Below are 18,940 nucleotides of genomic sequence, written 5' to 3'. Positions count from 1 at the left end.
GAGCTTGTCGGCATTGCGCGCATTCAGCACGATGCGCGCACCCGCGCCGGCCAGGCCGCGTGCCAGTGCAAAGCCGATGCCGGCGCTGGAGCCGGTGATGAGGGCCGTGCGCCCGGTGAGGTCGAAACTCTTGAGGACGGGGTTCAAGCGGGTCTCCCTGTTCCTTGATCAGCGGGCCAGCACTTCGGGATTGACCGGAGTGGGCGGCTTGCCGGCTTGCGGGCCATAGCCGAGCGCGGCGATCAGGTTGTCGATCGTCAACGCGGCCATGTCGCGCCGCGTCTGCACCGAGGCACTTCCGATGTGCGGTGTCAGCAAGGCGTTGGGCAAGGTGAGCAGATCGGGATGGATCGCTGGCTCGCCTTCGAACACGTCCAGGCCCGCGGCTGCGATCGTGCCGGCGCGCAGCGCCTTCGCCAGCGCCGCGTCGTCCACGATGCCGCCGCGTGCGATGTTCGTCAGCGTGGCCGACGGCTTCATCTGTGCCAGCTCCGCGGCGCCGATGGCATGGTGCGATTGCGGCGAATAGGGCAGCACCAGCACGAGATGGTCGGCCTCTTTCAGGAGCGTCGCCTTGTCCACGTAGCGCGCGCCGGACTCGGCTTCGGCTTCGTCCGACAACCGGGAACGGTTGTGATAGATCACGCGCATGCCGAAGCCCAGGGCGCCGCGCCGCGCAATGGCGCGGCCGATGCGCCCCATGCCCAGGATGCCGAGCGTCGCGCCGTGCACGTCGCCGCCCACGAACATGTCGTGGATGCCGGTCTTCACCCATTCGCCGCGGCGCACGAAATCCTGCGACTCGGCGATCCGGCGCGCGGTGGCCATCATCAGCGCGAAGCCGTAGTCGGCGGTGGTCTCGGTCAGCACATCGGGCGTATTGGTCACCAGCACGCCGCGCGCGGTGCATGCCGCCACGTCGACGTTGTTGTAGCCCACGCCGACGTTGCACACCGCCTTGAGCTGTGGGCAGGCGTCGAGCAGTGCGGCGTCGATGCGTTCGCTGCCGGTGCTCATCACGCCGTGCTTGCCCTGCAGGCGCTGGCGCAGCTCGGCGGGGCTCCAGATCGTGTCCTGGGGGTTGTCTTCGACGTCGAAATAGCGGTGCAGGCGGTCGGCGATGTCGGGAAAGGTGGCACGGGTTGCCAGGACGGAAGGGCGCAAGATGTCTCCGGGGTTGTTGGTTGCTCGCGAGGTGAGGGCGCCACCTTACGCACTCCCCGGGGGCGCACCAAGACGAGTTCGGTCTGATCCCATCCGGAATGCTTATGCCGGTTCCGGCCGCCGCCGCCATCAGCGTATGCGATCGCCGTAGAGCAAAGGCGTCTTGGCCGTGGCGAGCCGAAATGCCTACTGTTCGTTCCATCGCAACACAGAGGACTCCCAGTGACCCCATCCCGGATCTCGTCGCGCATCCGCCGCATCAAGCCATCACCGAGCGCAGCGGCGGCCGAGCGCTTCGCCGCACTGCGTCGCGAGGGCAGGGACATCATCAACCTGGCGATCGGCGAGCCCGATTTCGACACGCCTGCGCACATCCGCCAGGCCGGCTGCGACGCGATCGAACGCGGCGAAACGCGCTACACGCCCGTGGCAGGCACCTTGGCGCTGCGCCAGGCCATCGCCGCCAAGCTGATGCGGGAAAACCATCTGGACTATTCGCCGCGCGACATCATCGTGACCTGTGGCGCCAAGCATGCGCTGTTCAACGCGTTGTCGGTGACGGTGGAAGAGGGCATGGAAGTCATCATCCCGGCGCCATTCTGGGTGTCTTACCCCGACATGGTGCTTGCCTGCGACGGCCTGCCGGTGATCGTGCAGTGCAGCGAGGAAGACGACTTCCGCCTCACGCCCGGCGCGCTGGAAGCCGCGATCACGCCGAAGACGCGCTGGCTGGTCTTCAACTCGCCCACCAATCCGACGGGCACCACCTATACCCCGGCGCAACTGCGCGCCTTGGCCGACGTGTTGATGCGCCATCCGCAGGTGATGGTGCTGACCGATGACATCTACGAGCACATCCGCTTCGACGACGTCGAGGCGCAGCATCTGCTTGCCATCGAGCCGCGGCTGCGCGACCGCACGCTGCTGGTCAACGGCGTCTCCAAGACCTATGCGATGACGGGATGGCGCATCGGCTATGCGGCCGGTCCCGCCGACATCATCGGCGCGCTCGACATGCTGCAGTCGCAATCCACCAGCGGCGTGGCCTCGATGAGCCAGGCGGCGGCGGTGGTCGCGCTCAATTCCGCGGCAACCTTCCTGCCGGAATGGGTCGCCACCTACCGCCAGCGGCGCGACACGGCCGTGCGCCTGCTCAATGCCATACCGGGCATCCGCGCCCGCGCACCGGGTGGTGCGTTCTACCTCTATCCGCATTGCGGAGGCCTGATCGGCAAGCGCACGCCTGGGGGCAAGGTGCTGGAGACCGACAACGACGTCGTCATCCACTTCCTGGAGGCAGGCGGCGTCATGGTGCTGGCCGGAACGGCCTACGGTTTGTCGCCGTATTTCCGCATGTCGACCGCCACCGGCGTCGAGCAGATCGAGGAAGGCTGCCGGCGCATCGCCGGCGCCGTGGCGCTGCTGGCCTGAGCCCATCAGGAATGACGATGCCCGAAGCCGGATTCCATATTGGCCCATTGGCCGCACCGTTCCTACCATTCCTTCACGTTCCCACCATTCACCTGCAATCGATCGGAGAAATGCGATGAGCTGTTATCCCACGACCCCCACACCTGGCGCGGCTGCACGGGGCGCCGCCGTTGCGCTCCTGGGCCTGTGCGCCTTCACGTATGCCGCGGCCCAGTCGGGCGATCCGATCAGGATCGGGATCATCAGCCCGATGAGCGGCCCGAACGCGCGCTACGGCGCCTTCGCGAACAAGGGGGCGGCGCTCGCGGCCAGCGAGATCAACGCCGCCGGCGGCCTGCTCGGGCGCAAGGTGGAACTGGTGAGCGGCGACAGCCAGTGCGTGCCGTCGGAAGGCGTCGCGGCCACGCAGCGCATGATCAGCCTCGACAAGACGCCGATCATCATCGGCGACATCTGCAGCTCGGTGACGCTGGCGATGGAGCCGATGGTGGAAGAGTCGAAGGTGCTGCTGGTCAATGCCGCGTCGTCGAACCCCGACATCACCTACAAGGCCGGCGTCGGCGGCTTCAAGTGGACCTTCCGCAACTACCCGACCGACGAGGTGCGCGCGGCAACGGTGCTGGAGTATTCGGTCAAGACCAAGGGCTTCAAGAAATTCGCCGTGCTGTCGGTGGACAGCGACTATGGCCGCGGGGCCATCAAGTTCACCAAGCGCTACCTGCCGAAGTACGAAGGTGCCGAGATCCTCAGCGAGGACTACTACAAGGACTCCGAGACCGACTTCCGCACGGTGCTCAGCAAGATCCGCCGCTCCGGCGCACAGGCGATCATCCTCTACGGACAGGCCGACACCACGCCGATCATCGCGCGCCAGATGCTCGAACTGGGCCTGGCCGGCAAGGTGGCGCTGGTGGGCAATGGCGAATTCAACACCAAGGACACGATCGCCGCGGCACCGAAGGTCATGAACGGCGCGGTCGAGGCGGCGGCCTGGCTGCCGGAAGTTCCGGCGCCGCGCAGCCTGAAGTTCGTCGAGGACTACAAGAAGGCCAATGGCGGCGAAATGCCGAACAACCATGCCTACACGCACTACGACACGCTCCAGCTGATCGCGCAGGCCATTCGCAATGCCAAGAGTGCGAAGGGCGAAGACGTGCGCAACACGCTGGCCGGCATCAAGTACGAAAGCCCGATGGGCAGCGTGACCTTCGACGACCACAACCAGGCGATCCTGCCGATGGCGCTGGTGGAGATCGTCGACGCCAAGCCGGTCATCAAGGGAATGATCACGACCCGGGTGGACTACGGCGCGTCCGCCAAGTAAGGCGCACCGGACTGCCTCCAAGGACATCCACGTGAGCTCCTTCATCTTCGAGCAGATCGTCAACGGCATCATCACCGGGTCGATGTACGCCCTGGTGGCTGCCGGCATGACGATGATCTTCGGCGTGCTGCGCGCCATCAACTTCGCGCACGGCGAGTACTACATGCTGGGCACCTTCGCGGCCTGGTGGGTGATGAGCCACCTGACCGCCGAATACAGCCTGGCGATCATCGGCGGCGTGGCCATCGTGAGCGTGATCGCGGTGGTCATCGGGCGCCTGGTCATGCAGCGCCTCGTGGGACAGCCGTTCCAGGCCGGCGTGCTGGCGACGCTGGGGCTGTCGCTGATCCTCCAGAACGTCGTGATCCTCGCGTTCGGCGGCGGCTACAAGGTGTTCTCGGGCGGCTGGATCGAGCCGATCGAGATGGGCGACTTCGGCATGTCGCAGCAGCGCGTGATCCTGGTCGGCGTCACCGTCGTGGTGTTCGTCGCCCTCGAATGGATGGTGCGCAGCACGCGGCTTGGCCGCTCGATCCGGGCGGTGTCGCAGAACATCGAGTGCTGCCAGGTCAACGGCATCGACGTCGAGCAGGTGGTGCGCAAGACCTTCCTGATCGGCGTCGCGATCGCCGCCCTGTCGGGCATCCTCACCGGTCCGATCAACGTGAGCATCTACGGCGGCATGGGCGAGTCGATCACGCTCAAGACCTTCGCGGTGATCGTCATGGGCGGCATGGGCAACGTGCGCGGCACGCTGATCGCGGGGATCCTGCTGGGCGTGGTCGAAAGCCTGGTCGCGGGCTACATCGGCTTGCAGTACCGCGACTCGGTCGGCTTCATCGCCTTGCTCCTGATGCTGATGCTGCGGCCCCACGGCCTGTTCAGCAGCAAGGCCAGGTTCTGACAACTCACCCCATGCAACAGGCCACCATGTCAACCACCACGCTGGACACCCCCCGCCTGCCCGCTGCAAGGCTGGCCACGGTCAACTGGAGCGCTTGCGCCCTGGCCATGGCCGCGCTGCTCGCGGCGCCGCTCTTCCTGGGCGACTACTACCTGCACGCCATGGTGCTGGCGATGATCTTCCTCCTGCCCGCCCTCGGGTTGAACCTGATCCTCGGCTACACCGGCATGCTCTCGCTCGCACAGGGCGTCTTCTTCGGCATCGGCGCGTATGTGTCGGCGCTGATGTCGATCCACTTCGGCACCTCATTCATCGTGAACCTCGTGCTTGCGGGACTCGCGGCCGGGCTCATCGCCTTGCCGCTCGGCATTCCGGCGCTGCGTTTGCGCGACACGTCCTTCGTGATGTGCACGCTGGGGCTGGTCGTGATCGCCCAGATGGTGTCGAAGAACTGGGTCGAGCTGACGCGTGGCGACATGGGTCTGTCGGGTGTGCCGCGTCCGCGGCTGGGCTTCGGCGAGTGGATCTACACCGTGATCAGGGCGCCCGAATATTTCTACCTGGCGCTGGCGATCGCCGCGCTCGCGGTGCTGGGCTTCGTGATGCTGATCCGCTCGCCGGCCGGACGCTGCATGGTGGCCATCCGCGACAACGAGCGGCTCGCCGAATCGCTCGGCGTACCGACGTGGACCTACAAGCTGCTGGTCTTCATGCTGAGCGCGGTGTTCGCGGGCCTCGGCGGCAGCCTCTACGCCCACTTCTCGACCGTGGTGAGCCCGCTGGTGTTCCAGGCCTACTACTCCAACACCATCCTCATCATCGTGCTCGGTGGCGGCGTCGGCAAGATCCCGGGCGCGGTCATCGGCAGCTTCGTCTTCGTGGCGGTGTCCGAAGCGCTTCGCATCACGCCGGAACTGCGCATGGTGATCTACGGCATCGTGCTGCTCGGCCTGGTGTTCGTGTTCCCGCAAGGGCTGGCACCGCTGTTCGAGCGCTTCGCAGCGCGTGTCGCGGGCTTCGGCGGCGACAAGGGGGTGGCGAAATGACAACCGGCACATCCATGCTGCGCATCGAAGGCCTGCGCAAGAACTACGGTGCGGTGGCGGCCCTGCAGGGCGTCGACATCGAGGTATGCCGCGGCGAGGTGATGGGCCTGATCGGCCCCAACGGATCAGGCAAGTCGACATTGTTCGACTGCTGCACCGGCCTGCAGAAGAGCGACGCGGGCCGCGTGCTGCTCAAGGGCATCGACATCACGGACTGGCCGATGCACCGCATCGCCCGCGAAGGCCGCTTCCTGCGCAGCTTCCAGAAGACGGTGGTCTTCCCGACGCTGGACTGCGAGGAGAACCTGGTGCTGGCGGGCCAGATGTCGAGCTTTCCGAACGTGCTGTCGACCTTCTGGATCGGGCCTTCGGCCAAGCGCCGGGTCAACGCGTTGCGCAAGCGGGCCAAGGAGCTGATCGAGGTGGCAGGGCTCTCGCGTGTGGCACACCTGCCGGCGGGGAACATGTCCGGCGGCCAGCAGAAGCTGCTCCAGTTCGCTTCCATGCTGATGCCCGAGCCGGAACTGATCCTGCTGGACGAGCCGCTGGCCGGCATCAACCCGATCCTCATCGAGAAGGTGATCCAGAGCATCGAGCACGCGAACCGCGAACTCGGCGTGACATTCGTCGTGATCGAGCACAACACCGACGTGCTGATGAACCTGAGCCACCGCGTGGTCGTACTGCACCAGGGCGCCAAGCTCGCGGACGACACGCCCGAGGCGGTGGTGCGCAATCCCGAAGTCATCGACGCCTATCTCGGCGGCTGAACCCGGAGCACATCATGGAACTCGAAATCGACAACCTCTACGCCGGCTACGGCCACCTGGACATCCTGCACGGCGTGGACCTGAAGATCCGCCATGGCGAATTCATCACGCTGCTCGGGCCCAACGGGGCCGGCAAGTCGACGCTGCTGAAGTCGCTCTTCGGCATGACCACCCACAAGGGCGGCGCGATCCGCTGGAAAGGCAAGGACATCGCCGGCCTCAGGCCGCAGGCCATGCTGGGCCACGGCATTGCGTACGTGCCGCAAGGCCGTTGCAACTTCCAGCTCATGACCATCGACGAAAACCTCGAGATGGCGGCCTACACCATCAAGGGCGGCGACCTCAAGGGCGAGCGCGACTACGTCTACGACCTGTTCCCGATCCTGCAGAAGCGCCGCAACGAGCTGGCCGGGAACATGTCGGGCGGCGAGCAGCAGTTGCTCGAGATGGCCATGGCCGTGCTGCGCCGGCCCGAGATCCTGCTGGTCGACGAACCCTCGGTCGGGCTCTCGCCGCAGGCGATCACGCTGGTCTTCAACGAACTCAAGCGCCTGCACAAGGGCGGCCGCACGATCCTGCTGGTCGAGCAGAACACGCGCAAGGCGATGGAGGCGGCCGAACGTGCCGTCGTCCTTCGCCTGGGCAAGGTCATCTGGGACAGCCCGGTCGGCGAGCTGAGCAACGCCGACCTGGGCGAACTGTTCATGACAGGTCGCCGCGCATCCGACACCGCCACTGCCTGAGCACCAGGCCAATCAACCCAATACCAAGGAGCTGAAAAGCATGAAACTGGCATTCGACACAGGTGGCACGTTCACCGACTTCGCCATGACCGAGGACGACGGCACCATCCTGCTGCACAAGGTCCTGAGCACGCCGGACGCACCTGCGCGTGCGGTGCTGCAGGGCGTGGATGAACTGCTCGCCAAGGTCCGCGCCAAGAACGCGAGCAAGGCCGCTTCCAACGGGGCACTGCAGATTCTCGGGGCCACGACGGTGGTCACCAACGCCGTGCTGGAGCGCCGCGGCGTGCACACCGCGTTCATCACGACCGACGGCTTCCAGGACATGCTGCGCATTCGCACCGAAGGCCGCTACGACCTGTACGACCTGCGCATCCAGTACCCCGACCCGCTGGTGTCGCGCGAGTTCTGCTTCGGCGTGGAAGAGCGCATCGCCGCCGATGGCACCGTGATCAAGGCGCTGGACGAGGAGGGCGTCCGCGCCATTGCCCGCACCCTGCTCGAACGCAAGGTCGAGTCGGTCGCGGTGTGCCTGTTGCATGCCTACAAGTACGCACAGCACGAGCGGCGCGTGGCCGAGTTGATCGCCGAAGTGGCGCCCGGCATTTCGGTGTCGCTGTCGTCTGCGGTCTGCCCCGAGGTGCGCGAATACGACCGCGCCTCGACCACCGTGGTCAACGCCTACACGCGGCCGATGATGGTCGGCCATGTCAATCACCTGGAGCGCGAGTTGTCGCAGCGCGGCGTGGAAGGACAGTTGCTGTGGATGACGTCGAGCGGGGGCGTCGTGCCCAGCTCGTCGGCTTCGCGCACGCCGGTGCGCCTCATCGAATCGGGTCCGGCCGCCGGTGCGGTGGCGGCGGCCGACTATGCCCGCCTGGCCGGCGAGCAGAGCGTGCTCTCGTTCGACATGGGCGGCACGACGGCCAAGCTGTGCCTGATCCCGAACGGCCAGCCGATGGTGGCCAACGACCTCGAAGTGGCGCGCCACGAACGCTTTCGCAAGGGCAGCGGTTTTCCGCTGAAGATCCAGTCCATCCACATGATCGAGATCGGCGCCGGCGGCGGCAGCATCGCGGCGCGCAACAAGATGGGCCTGCTGAGCGTCGGTCCGCGCAGCGCCGCGGCGGCGCCCGGCCCGGCCTGCTATGGCCGCGGCGGCACCGAACCGACCGTGACCGATGCGGACCTGCTGCTGGGCTACCTCGACGAGAAGTCCTTCCTCGGCGGCGACTTCGCGCTGGACCGGCCGGCCGCTGCCGCTGCGCTGGCGCGTCTCGCGAAGGACCTGGGCATCAGTGCCGAGCGCGCCGCCTGGGGCATCCACGACATGGTCAACGAGAGCATGGCCGAGGCCGCCTCGATGCAGGCGACCGACAGCGGTATCGATCCGCGTGCCTTGCCGCTGATCGCCTTCGGCGGCGCCGGCCCGGTGCATGCCTATGGCGTGGCCCGCAAGTTGGGCATCCGCAAGGTGATCTGCCCGCTGGGCGCGGGCGTCACCTCCGCCATCGGCCTGCTCGGCGCGCCGGTGGCGGCGGACCTGTCGACCAGCCTGCCGATGCGCCTGTCGGCCTGGAACCCGAGCGCGGTGAACGTGGTCAAGTCCAGCCTCGCTGCCCAGGGCCGCGAGGTCGTGCTGGCCAGCAAGGTCCCGGCCGATCGCATCAGCTTCTCGTACACGGTCGACATGCGCCATGTGGGGCAGGGCTACGAGATCTCGGTCGCGTTGCCGGAACTCGATCCGGCCGACCCGGCCTTCCTTCCCGAACTGCTGTCGCGCTTCCACGCGAACTATGTGGCGCTGTACGGCCGCGCCGTGGCGGGTACCGATGCCGAGATCATCACCTGGCGCATCCGTGCCAGCGGGCCGAAGGCAGCCGTCTCGCTCGCGAACCTGCGCGGCGAGGCCGGCGCGGTGCGCGACCCGCGCAAGGGCACGCGCCCGGTGTTCTTCTCCGAGCTCGGCAAGACCGTCGACACGCCGGTGTACGACCACTACGCGCTGCTGCCGGGCGTGCCCGTCGAAGGCCCCGCGATCATCGAGCAGCGCGAGTCCACTGTCGTCATGGGACCGAATGCGAGCGCCTCGCTCGATGCCCAGCACAACCTCATCATGCTTCTGAACTGAAGGCCAAGCACCATGTCCCTGCTCAAACCCGACTTCAACGACCCGATCACGCTCCAAGTGATGTGGGACCGCCTGGTCTTCATCGCCGACCAGGCCGACAGTGCCCTCGGACGTACCGCCTTCTCGCCGATCGTGCGCGAGAACCACGACTATGTGAACGTGCTGCTCGACGCCAAGGGGCGGGCGCTGGCGCAATGCACCTGGTCGATCCCGGTGTTCATCACCACGCTGCCGATGGCTGCGCAGAATTACTTCCTGAAGGCGTTCCCGCCCGAGTCGCTGGAGCCGGGCGACGTGCTCGCGACCAACGACCCGATCATCGGCACCGGGCACCTGCCGGACATGGTGATGCTCACGCCCATGTTCCGCAACGGCAAGATCGTGGCCTACGCCGGCAGCATCGCCCACCTGCCCGACATCGGCGGGCGTCCGCAATCGCCCGACTCGACCGACATGTTCGAGGAGGGCATCCGCATCCCGATGCTCAAGCTGTTCAAGGCCGGCCAGCCGAACACCGACGTGTTCTCGGTCATCGAGGCCAGCGTGCGCCTGCCGCATGAAGTGCGCGGCGACATCCAGAGCATGGTGGCCGCCAACGAAGTGATGTGCCGGGAGTTCATGCGCTTCATGGACGAGTATGGGCTCGACGATTGCGAAGGCCTCGGCGAAGCCATCTTCAGCCGCTCCGAGCGCCACATGCGAAAGGCCATCGCGGCCTGGCCCAACGGCAGCTACAAGGCCGACATGACCATCGACGGCTTCGAGACCGAGGTCAAGCTGTGCGTCAGCGTCGAAGTGGGCGACGATTCGATCCATGTCGACTACACCGGCACGTCGCCCGAAGTCGCGCGCGGCATCAACGTGGTGCCGCACTACCGCGTGGCGCACAGCGTCTATGCGCTGAAGTGCCTGCTCGACCCGGACACGCCCAACAACGAAGGGTGCATGGTGGCGTTGACCGACTCCGCTCCGCAGGGCTCCATCCTCAATCCGCGCCCGCATGCCGCCGGCGCGGCACGCAACCTGGTCGGGCACTGCATTCCCAGCCTGATCTTCAAGGCGCTGCAGGACGTGGTGCCCCACGGCGCGATGGGCGACAGCGGCGGTGCGCCGATCTGGGGCATCAATTGCCAGGGCCAGCGTTCCGACGGCACGGCCTATGGCAGCGCGCAGAACTTCCACGGCGGCCAGGGCGGTCGCTCGTCGATGGACGGCCTCGACACCTTGAGCTTTCCGTCGAACTGCCGGGTCACGCCGATCGAGATGTACGAACTTGCGGTGCCGGTGCTGACCGAGTGCAAGGAACTGATCCCCGATTCGGGCGGGCCGGGCAAGTTCCGGGGTGGCCTGGGCCAGCGCGGCGTGATCCGCAACCTGTCGGACCGCGAGATGAACATCTACCTGAGCACCGAGCATGTGAAGTACCCCTGCCTCGGCGTGCTGGGCGGACAGGCCGGCCGCAACGGCGCCGTGCTGCACGACGGCAAGGCCGTGTTCGCCAAGGGACGGCTGGTGCTGGCACCGGGCGAGCGTCTCCAGATCGAACTGCCCGGTGGCGGCGGCTGGGGCGAGGCGCTGGAGCGCTCGCGCGAACTGGTGGAAGACGACCTGCGCCAGGGCCTGGTCAGCGCCGAGCGTGCGCGCATCGACTATGGCTACGTGCCCGGACCCGCACCGGTGGTCGCGCCTGCGGCGAGGCCCGCCGAGGTGCTGGCGTGACGGCTGGCGCCGCGTTGAAAGGGCAGGTCGCGCTGGTGACCGGCGGCGGTTCCGGCATCGGGCGCTCGACCGCCCTGATGCTGGCCGCCGAGGGCGCGCGCGTGGTCGTCATGGGGCGGCGCCAGGAACCGCTCGATGCAGTGGTGGCCGAGATCCGCGAGGCAGGCGGGGAAGGGTGGGCCCGGCAGGCCGACCTCCAGAGCCGCGAACAGCTTCAGGACCTGGTGCGATGGATCGAGGCCGAGGTGGGGTCGATCGGCATCCTGGTCAACAACGCAGGCCTGACGAGCCGCGTGCGCAACATCCGCTGGATCGAAGCGGACGACTGGGAGTCCGCCATCTCGGTCAACCTCACGGCGGTCTACGTGCTGATCCAGGCGGTGCTGCCCGGCATGCTGGCGGCCGGCGCGGGCACGGTCGTCACGGTGTCGTCGCTGGCGGCGGTGCGGCCGAACCTGCTGGGCGGCGCACCCTACGGCGCGGCCAAGGCCGCCGTCCTCAACCTCATGGGTTTCCTGCACGGCACCTTCCGCAACGACAACATCCGCTCGACGACGATCCTGCCGGGCGAAGTCGACACGCCGATCATGGACACGCGCGTGCGGCCGCCTTCGGCCGAGGAACGCGCCGCGATGGTGGCGCCCGAGGACGTGGCCCGCGCCATCCTGCTGGCCTGCACGCTGCCGCAAGGCACCACGATCGAACAACTGGTCATCAGTCCCACGCGCGCACGCGACCAGGGACCGGATATCGAGATCAGCCGCTGGCTCGGCGCGCCCGAAGGCACGCCCGGCAAACCCTGAGATGAAACCCACCCCCGAAGCGCCTGCGGCGCCTCCCCTTCAAGCCCCCTCGAGGGGGCGCACCCAGCGGGCCGGCAAAGCCGGTTCCGCGGGTTCGCCCGAACAGGCTCCACCTTGTTCGCCCTGGTTCATGCGTCGCGCAACAGCATCGCAAGCACTGAAATGAGAGACCGAGAAATGAGCACTTCACTCCACCAACGCCTGGCACGCGGCGACTCCGTGCTGATGGTCAACCCCAACCACATCTCGCCCACCCTGTGCGAGAAGCTGGTGCGCTCGGGCGCCGATTCGGTCTTCATCGATTGCGAGCACGGACTGGCGAGCTATGAAGACGTGCACCACATGGCCAAGGCCGCGCGCTATGCGGGCGGCTTCGGCATCGTGCGGCCGCAGAACCAGGAGCGCTCGACCATCACGCGCTGCCTCAATGCCGGCGCGGACGGCGTCATGGTGCCGTTGATCCACACCGCCGAGATCGCGCGGCAGGTCGTGCATACGTTCCGCTACGCGGTCCCCGACGACCATGCCCTCAAGCTACTGGTCGGCATGGTCGAGTCGGTGGAGGCGGTGCACAACCTCGACGAGATCCTGGCCGTCGAAGGCATCGATGTCTTCTTCGTCGGACCGGGCGACCTGTCGCAGTCGATGGGCTATTCGCCCGCGGTCGCGCCGGGCAAGCGCCGCGCGCAGCCGGTGCTGGACCTGGTGGACGCGACCTTGCAACGCATTCGCGCGGCCGGGAAAGTGGCGGGCACGCTGGTCGTGCGGCAGGACGTGGAGCACCTGGTGTCGAAGGGTGCGCAATTGCTCTATTACCATGCCGACCCGTTCGTGGCGGAGGGCGTGAGCGCGATGCGGCAACTGTCCACGCCGGCCACGGCCGCGCTCGAAGCGCACTGAAATTCAGGCCGATGGCGGGCCGGGCGCATCCGGTACGCGGATGCCGGCGAAGCGGGCCTCGGCGAACAACTCGTCGACCTGCCCGCGAAGAATGGCCAGCACCGCGCTGGCCTGGTCGGACATCGGCAGATGGTCGGTCACGCATAGCGAAATGGTCGCCTGCATCCCCGGCTCGACGATGCGGCGCACGACGGGTCCATCCACTGCGGATGACACGCCCGCCACGGCGGCGGGCAGGATCGTTGCGCCGAGCCCCGCATCGATCGCCTGGCGCAGCGTGGCCGCCGATTCGATCTCGGCCGTGATGCGCGGCGCGACACCGATGCGCGCGAATTCGTCGTCGATGATCCGGCGCAGGAAGTGCATCCGGCTCGGCAGCAGCAGATCGAATCCGGCGAGTGCACGCAGCGGTATGGTCTGGTCCTCCGACGGTGGCAGCGCGGTGCCGGCCGGCGCGACGAAGAACAGTTCTTCCGTGAGCAGTGGCCGCAACTGCAGGCCCTTGATCGGGTTGGCGGCGTAGATGACGGCCATGTCCATGCGGCCCGTCATCACCATCTCGCTGAGCACGAGTCCGAAGCTGTCGTTGATGAACAGGCTGACGTTCGGATATTCACGGCGCACCGCCTGGAGCAGCGGCGTGGAAAGGATCGACGCGGTGCTGTAGGTGGCCAGGCCCACCGACACCGGCCCGGCAATGAAGCCCTCGTCGCTGCGCGACATCAACTCGCCTTCGGCTTGCGCGAGGTGGCTGAGGATCAACTGCGCATGCCGGTAGAGCGCGGTGCCAGGCCGGGTCGGGGTGACGCCGGCATTCGAACGGCTCAGCAGCTTGTGCCGGAAGTGCTCTTCGAGGGATGCGATGTGCTGGCTCAGGGCCGACTGCGCCACGCCCAGTTGCTGCGCCGCGGCCGACAGGCTCCTGGCGTCCACCGCGGTGACAAAGCTCTTCAACGTCTTGAAATTCACCGTCATGGTCGCGTGATCGTAACCCCGGTTGACGCGTCCGGATGGTGGCTTGATGCTTGCTTGAAGAAGCCATCAGCAACAACGAGGCCCCTGTGAATCTCCGGCGCTTGAAGTATTTCGTGAAGATCGTCGACGTCGGCAGTTTGACCCAGGCGTCCGAAGTTCTCCATGTCGCGCAGCCTGCCCTCAGCCAACAGATCGCGACGTTGGAGGGCGAGTTCAAGCAGCAGCTGTTGCTGCGCACGCAGAAGGGCGTCGAGCCTACCGAGGCGGGCAAGGCGCTGTATCGCCATGCGCAACTCATCCTGCGGCAGTTCGAGCAGGCACAGGCCGACGTGCTCAATGCGGGCCGCGCGCTGTCGGGGCAGGTATCGGTGGGTCTCGCGCCCGGCACCGCAGCCTTGACGCTCGCTCTGCCGTTGCTCCAGACCGTGCATGGTCGCTATCCGCAGATCGTGCTCCACATCAACGAGAACCTCGGCACCATGCTCTGCGACGTGGTGCGCGAGGGCCGGATGGACATGGCCGTGCTCTACGGTGGCGGGCGCGCCATGCAGGGGCTGTGCTTCGACCAGTTGCTGACTGAAAGCCTCTGTGTGGTGGCACCGTCCGGCATGCTGGGCACCGACGAAGGCGTCATGCTCGAAAGCCTGCGTGACGTCGACCTGCTGCTGCCACGCGCCACCAATGAACTTCGACGACGGGTCGACCAGGCTTTTGCTGCGCTGCACATCGTGCCGCGCGTCGTCGCGGAAATGGAATCGTCCGACACCCTTGCAGCGGCCGTGGCATCCGGGGTGGCTGCAACGATCCTGCCGTGCTCGGTGGCGCGCGGCGTGGCGGCTTCCGCGTCAGCCGACCTGCGGCGGATCGCATCGCCGGCGATCGAAATGCCGCTGGCATTGTGCTGCTCGGATCACTTGCCGTTGTCCGAGCCCGCCCAGGCGGTGAAGGCAATCCTGCTCGAATTGGCCAGCAAGCGGATGGTCAACCTCGCACCGGTGGGCGAGGCTCGTAGCGAGTCCGCGCAAGACGTTGGCAGACCCCGTCCGTAGACGGGTCACGGCGATGCGGACCCGGCGGCCAGTTGAGCGAAATCCGCGGGCAGCAACCGGTGCTCACAACATGTGTGCCACCGAGTCGGGGACCGCGATGGTGATGTCGAGAAGCATTTGCGCCATTCCCTTTCCCAGGGGGTCCATTCGCATCGAGGAGGGACCACCTCCGTCCAGTGCGTCATGCAGGAGGAGATTCATCGATGCCGTCCCTGGAAGATGGAAGCGCTCGACCTTGCCGTGAACCAAATGTGCAAAGTAGTCCCCGACTGTCGCCTCGTCCAGGCGGGACCACAGCAACGGCAGCCATTCAGGTCGCCGCGCGATGATGCCGATGTTGGAGAGATTGCCCTTGTCCCCGCTGCGCGCATAGGCCAGTTGGATCAGTCGCACGTCCACCAGGGTCTCGCCGCTTTCCACATAGGGAGGCGGGGGCGGGGAGGCATCTGCGCCGGCATCGCTGGCGCTTGCGGGGATGGTGACTGCATGGCGTTCGCCGTCCATGACGAAGGCAACGGGCAGGGCCTGCTTGTCCAGCGTGAAGGAGAAAGGTTTGATCAACGGCGAAACTGCCGGTCGACCGCCGCCCGGACTCGTCGTGCCTGGCGCCCAGGATGTGCCCGAAGGTGCGATCTCGCGCGCGAACATGGCGAGCGCCGCCTTCTGCGGATGATTTGCAACGACGCGCATCATGACTTCGCGCACATTGCGCGTCCGTGCATGCGGTCCGTAAAGCGTCTCGGAGCCGATCACTTCGATGTAGGTGGAGGTGAAGGGCGGCAAGTTGCTTTCCTGCAGGATCCTGCTCGCGCGCTCGATGATTGCCTGCGCCGTGCGCCGCGCTTTTTTCTCGGCGTCGATCCCGATGATGACCATGCTGCCCGCGCAGCGAAAGCCGTCGAGTTGCGTGGCGGAAACCTTGTAGCTGGAAGAAGGCGCCCGCCCCTTGGCCGGGCCCACGCGCACGCGGTTCTCCACCTCCTGTTCGATCACGACGTCGCGGAAGTCGCAGGTCACGTCGGGCAGCATGTAGGCGGCGGGGTCGCCGATCTCGTAGAGCATTTGCTCCACGACATTGGCGCGAACCACCTTGCCGCCGGTGCCTTCCGGCTTGGTGACCACGAAGCTGCCGTCGGCATGGCATTCGACGATCGGATAGCCCATGTTCGCCCAGTCGGGGATGTCTTCCCAATCGGTGTGGAGACCGCCCGTCGCCTGACATCCGCATTCGATGATGTGGCCCGCGAGGCTCCCGGATGCCAGCAAGTCGTAGTCCGTGGAGGTCCAGCCGAACTCGTGCATCAGCGGGCCCAGCGTCACGGCGCTGTCCACGCAACGGCCGGTGATCACCACGTCGGCCCCTGCGGCGAGCGCTGCGGCGACCGGAAGTGCGCCAAGGTAGGCGTTCGCGCTCAACACCCTTTCGGGCAGCATCTCTCCAGTGAACATGTCCTTGACGCGGCTCTCGCGCAGCGCGGGCATCTGCGCGCTGACGTCGTCGCCTTCGACCACCGCAATGCGAAGCGTGACACCTTCCGCAACCGCCAGCGCCTGCAGTGCGTCTGCGCATCCCTGCGGGTTGATGCCGCCCGCGTTGCTGATCACCTTGATACCCTGGCGCTTCACTTCGGCGAGCACTGACTTCATTGCGATGTCGACGAAGTCGGTCGCGTAGCCCATTTCGGGTTTCTTGGCGCGCGCCGAGGCCAGGATAGCCATCGTCGTTTCGGCCAGATAGTCGAAGACGAGATAGTCGAGCCGGCCCAGCTTCACCAGTTGGGGCGCGGCCACCATGCTGTCGCCCCAGAACCCCGAGGCGCCTCCGATGCGGACGATCTTGTGTGCGGCGGCGGTGCTGGTGGTCATGAAAGATTCCTGGCTGAGTCGTGATGTGTCGGAGGCCAATCAGCATATCGGCAGGCGACCCCAAAGGCTTGTGCCAACACGCTGCCATGCAGCCACTCGGCGCAAGACGTGCCTGTTCCGCACAGGCACCATGGGGTCCATCGATGTCCTTGGGTCCACGGATCGGCTCGTGCCAGGCATCGACGCCGCGCGAACGCTCGTCGACGACTTGGCCTGGCGCATCGACATGCGCAGCGTGCTGATCGAGGAACTCAGGTGCCGAAGCGATCCCTGTTGGCGCCTTCCGTGCCAGCAGCGACCAGACCGCGCAGCACGTCGCCGACCACGATGATCGACGGGCTGGCGAGCGCCGCCTCGGCAATGCCGGCCTTGAGCCGGGCCAGGGTCGTGGCGATGTGGCGTTGCTGCGGCAGGCTGGCGTGCTGGATCACCGCCACCGGCGTGTCGCCCGGCAGGCCATGCAGCAGTTCGTCCTGGATGTGGCCGACGCCCGAGACACCCATGTAGATCACCAGCGTGAGCCGCGCGTCGCGCGCCGTGGCGGCCAGCGCGCGCCAGTCGGTCGGGGCCTCGGCGGCGCCGGCGCCGGTCTTGGCATGGCCGGTGACGAACACCACGCCCTGCGCATGGTCGCGGTGCGTCAACGGCACGTTGAGCGAGGTCACGGCGGCCAGGCCGGCAGTGATGCCGTTGACCACGGTGCATTCGATGCCGGCTTCGCGCAAGTGCTCCACTTCCTCGCCGCCGCGGCCGAAGATGAACGGGTCGCCGCCCTTGAGGCGCACCACGTGCTCGCCTTCACGCACGGCCGTGATCATGAGCTTCTCGATGAAGGCCTGCGGCGTGCTCTTGCAGCCGCCGCGCTTGCCCACGTGCACGATGCGCGCGGCCGGCCGCGCATAGCCGAGGATGGCGTCGTTGACCAGGTCGTCGACGAACAGCACCGTGGCCGCGTGGATCGCCTTGACCGCCTTCAGCGTCAGCAGGTCCGGGTCGCCGGGGCCGGCGCCTACGAGCGTGCAGGTGCCTAGATGTTGGGGCTGGATTTTCATGTCGATCGATCGTTGATATCGTTTCTAGAGAGCAGGGGTTGCACTCCCACCCGTGCGGACCATTCGCTGCAATTCCGGGATGCATGACCCGCAGTTGGTGCCGCACTGCAGTGCGCCTTGCAGCGCAGCGAGACGTTCCTTGTCATCACCGGTGCAACTGCGCAACTTGTCGGTGATGGCCGTCGCCGTCACGCCAAAGCAACTGCACACGACCTTGCCGCGCGCCGCAAGGCCGGCGGGCGCCGTCGCCCCGGGCCGCAACAGCTGTCGACCGAAAGCCTGGGCTGGCAGCTGCTCTTGCAGCAGCGTCTTGATCCAGGCCTCGGCGCGCGTGTCCCCGCCGAGCAGGAAGGCATCCAGATGTGCATCAGCCCCCACGCGCACCAATCGTGCCGCGCGACGCTGGCCGTGGCGGGCATCGACATAGCGCAAGGTGTCAGCATCCGACAGGCCGAGCAATTGCTCTACTTGCTGCAGCAGCGCGTCAGGTGCGGGTTCATAGGCTGCGGCGCGAAAGAGCACCCCGGTGCGCTCCGAACCGCCTCCGGCCAATGCACCGCCCGAGCTGAAGGGCACACAAGTCGCGAACGGAAAACGTGCCATCAGCGAACGCAGCGCCAGTTCGCGGATCAGGGCCTCGCCGGCCGGGAGCCAGCCGACAGCGAGCAAATTCCAGGGCAGTTCGGCTTTCAGGATCTTGACGGCCGAATGCTTCAGCTCCGGCTGCTTAGAGTCCGGACAATACGCCGGGCTGGTGAGTGCATTGATGCCCCCCACACGCTCACCGATGCTGGTGCTTCCGCTGAGGTACTCCGAACCCCAGTGCATGGCGATGAAGGCCTGGCTCATGCCGACCTCCGCGCTCGCCTGCGCCGGCAACACCAGCGAGGCGCGCCGCGACGTCACATGGACCAGGTCACCGTCCTTGATCTGGCGACGGGCCATGTCCTGGCCGTGCATCTGCACCACCGGCTCGGGCACGTGGCCGAACAGGCGCCCGAGCGTGCCGGTGCGGCTCATGCCGTGCCACTGGTCGCGCAGGCGGCCCGTGTTCAGCGAGAAC

General features: G+C 66.8%; 17 protein-coding genes. 11 read left to right on the top strand and 6 right to left on the bottom strand.

Features of this window, described 5'->3' with window-relative positions; genetic code table 11:
• On the bottom strand, positions 1-147 hold a 147-nt coding region (locus WKW80_RS35935), incomplete at its 3' end, for an SDR family NAD(P)-dependent oxidoreductase (protein WP_340368342.1).
• 21 nt (positions 148-168) lie between these two features.
• Positions 169-1,164, bottom strand: a complete 996-nt coding sequence (locus tag WKW80_RS35930) for a 2-hydroxyacid dehydrogenase (RefSeq protein ID WP_340368340.1) — start codon at positions 1,162-1,164, stop codon at positions 169-171.
• 222 nt (positions 1,165-1,386) lie between these two features.
• Between WKW80_RS35930 and WKW80_RS35925 the strand changes: the two genes are divergently transcribed.
• The 10 genes from WKW80_RS35925 (at position 1,387) to WKW80_RS35880 (ending at position 12,935) form a co-directional block, all read left to right on the top strand.
• On the top strand, positions 1,387-2,595 hold the full coding sequence (locus WKW80_RS35925; RefSeq protein ID WP_340368339.1) for an aspartate transaminase: 1,209 nt from the start codon (positions 1,387-1,389) through the stop codon (positions 2,593-2,595).
• Positions 2,596-2,710: 115 nt separating this feature from the next.
• Complete coding sequence (locus WKW80_RS35920; protein ID WP_340368338.1) at positions 2,711-3,919, top strand: ABC transporter substrate-binding protein; 1,209 nt, start codon at positions 2,711-2,713, stop codon at positions 3,917-3,919.
• A gap of 31 nt (positions 3,920-3,950) precedes the next feature.
• Entirely contained in the window at positions 3,951-4,823 is an 873-nt protein-coding gene (locus tag WKW80_RS35915) for a branched-chain amino acid ABC transporter permease (RefSeq protein WP_340368337.1), read from the top strand.
• Between the two features lie 26 nt (positions 4,824-4,849).
• Positions 4,850-5,869 carry a branched-chain amino acid ABC transporter permease gene (locus WKW80_RS35910; RefSeq protein WP_340368336.1) on the top strand — a complete coding sequence of 340 codons (1,020 nt, stop codon included), beginning with the start codon at positions 4,850-4,852 and terminating at the stop codon, positions 5,867-5,869.
• Positions 5,866-6,639, top strand: a complete 774-nt coding sequence (locus WKW80_RS35905) for an ABC transporter ATP-binding protein (protein ID WP_340368335.1) — start codon at positions 5,866-5,868, stop codon at positions 6,637-6,639. Before WKW80_RS35910 ends, WKW80_RS35905 begins: the two co-directional genes overlap by 4 nt.
• A 14-nt stretch (positions 6,640-6,653) precedes the next feature.
• The gene (locus WKW80_RS35900; protein WP_340368334.1) at positions 6,654-7,382 is read left to right on the top strand and encodes a branched-chain amino acid ABC transporter ATP-binding protein; all 729 of its coding nucleotides are present in this window, start codon (positions 6,654-6,656) and stop codon (positions 7,380-7,382) included.
• A gap of 40 nt (positions 7,383-7,422) precedes the next feature.
• The gene (locus tag WKW80_RS35895) at positions 7,423-9,513 is read left to right on the top strand and encodes a hydantoinase/oxoprolinase family protein (RefSeq protein WP_340368333.1); all 2,091 of its coding nucleotides are present in this window, start codon (positions 7,423-7,425) and stop codon (positions 9,511-9,513) included.
• A gap of 12 nt (positions 9,514-9,525) precedes the next feature.
• Positions 9,526-11,232, top strand: coding sequence for a hydantoinase B/oxoprolinase family protein (locus tag WKW80_RS35890; protein ID WP_340368332.1), 1,707 nt, complete (start codon positions 9,526-9,528; stop codon positions 11,230-11,232).
• A complete protein-coding gene (locus WKW80_RS35885) occupies positions 11,229-12,035 on the top strand; it encodes an SDR family NAD(P)-dependent oxidoreductase (RefSeq protein WP_340368331.1) in 807 nt (268 codons plus the stop codon). The genes WKW80_RS35890 and WKW80_RS35885 overlap by 4 nt, the downstream gene beginning before the upstream one ends.
• Positions 12,036-12,212: 177 nt before the next feature.
• The gene (locus WKW80_RS35880) at positions 12,213-12,935 is read left to right on the top strand and encodes an HpcH/HpaI aldolase family protein (RefSeq protein ID WP_340368330.1); all 723 of its coding nucleotides are present in this window, start codon (positions 12,213-12,215) and stop codon (positions 12,933-12,935) included.
• Between the two features lie 3 nt (positions 12,936-12,938).
• On the opposite strand, the gene WKW80_RS35875 is transcribed toward WKW80_RS35880, so the two are convergent.
• Positions 12,939-13,910, bottom strand: coding sequence for a LysR substrate-binding domain-containing protein (locus WKW80_RS35875; protein ID WP_340368329.1), 972 nt, complete (start codon positions 13,908-13,910; stop codon positions 12,939-12,941).
• Between the two features lie 86 nt (positions 13,911-13,996).
• On the opposite strand from WKW80_RS35875, the gene nac reads away from it, so the two are divergent.
• Complete coding sequence (gene nac, locus WKW80_RS35870) at positions 13,997-14,959, top strand: nitrogen assimilation transcriptional regulator NAC (RefSeq protein ID WP_340368341.1); 963 nt, start codon at positions 13,997-13,999, stop codon at positions 14,957-14,959.
• A 63-nt stretch (positions 14,960-15,022) separates the two neighbouring features.
• Here the strand turns inward: nac and WKW80_RS35865 are convergent, their stop codons facing one another.
• The 3 genes from WKW80_RS35865 to WKW80_RS35855 all read right to left on the bottom strand — a co-directional run.
• On the bottom strand, positions 15,023-16,825 hold the full coding sequence (locus WKW80_RS35865; protein ID WP_340368328.1) for an acyclic terpene utilization AtuA family protein: 1,803 nt from the start codon (positions 16,823-16,825) through the stop codon (positions 15,023-15,025).
• 251 nt (positions 16,826-17,076) lie between these two features.
• Positions 17,077-17,877 carry a uroporphyrinogen-III C-methyltransferase gene (gene cobA / locus WKW80_RS35860; RefSeq protein WP_340368327.1) on the bottom strand — a complete coding sequence of 267 codons (801 nt, stop codon included), beginning with the start codon at positions 17,875-17,877 and terminating at the stop codon, positions 17,077-17,079.
• Positions 17,878-17,901: 24 nt separating this feature from the next.
• Positions 17,902-18,940: molybdopterin dinucleotide binding domain-containing protein (locus tag WKW80_RS35855; RefSeq protein WP_340368326.1), on the bottom strand; the 1,039-nt coding region annotated here is incomplete at its 5' end.

This window comes from Variovorax humicola, from assembly GCF_037889915.1.
In the GTDB taxonomy this organism is placed as follows: Bacteria; Pseudomonadota; Gammaproteobacteria; order Burkholderiales; family Burkholderiaceae_C; genus Variovorax; species Variovorax humicola.
The sequence above is the reverse complement of the archived record's forward strand: the minus strand, read 5'-3'. Positions and strand labels throughout refer to the sequence as shown.

Bases quoted from the DNA above. Each gene is read 5' to 3' on its own strand.
- WKW80_RS35895 (WP_340368333.1), top strand. From the start codon at position 7,423: ATGAAACTGGCATTCGACACAGGTGGCACGTTCACCGACTTCGCCATG.
- WKW80_RS35905 (WP_340368335.1), top strand. From the start codon at position 5,866: ATGACAACCGGCACATCCATGCTGCGCATCGAAGGCCTGCGCAAGAAC.
- cobA (WP_340368327.1), bottom strand. From the start codon at position 17,877: ATGAAAATCCAGCCCCAACATCTAGGCACCTGCACGCTCGTAGGCGCC.
- WKW80_RS35880 (WP_340368330.1), top strand. From the start codon at position 12,213: ATGAGCACTTCACTCCACCAACGCCTGGCACGCGGCGACTCCGTGCTG.
- WKW80_RS35890 (WP_340368332.1), top strand. From the start codon at position 9,526: ATGTCCCTGCTCAAACCCGACTTCAACGACCCGATCACGCTCCAAGTG.
- WKW80_RS35900 (WP_340368334.1), top strand. From the start codon at position 6,654: ATGGAACTCGAAATCGACAACCTCTACGCCGGCTACGGCCACCTGGAC.
- WKW80_RS35875 (WP_340368329.1), bottom strand. From the start codon at position 13,910: ATGACGGTGAATTTCAAGACGTTGAAGAGCTTTGTCACCGCGGTGGAC.
- WKW80_RS35865 (WP_340368328.1), bottom strand. From the start codon at position 16,825: ATGACCACCAGCACCGCCGCCGCACACAAGATCGTCCGCATCGGAGGC.
- WKW80_RS35920 (WP_340368338.1), top strand. From the start codon at position 2,711: ATGAGCTGTTATCCCACGACCCCCACACCTGGCGCGGCTGCACGGGGC.
- WKW80_RS35910 (WP_340368336.1), top strand. From the start codon at position 4,850: ATGTCAACCACCACGCTGGACACCCCCCGCCTGCCCGCTGCAAGGCTG.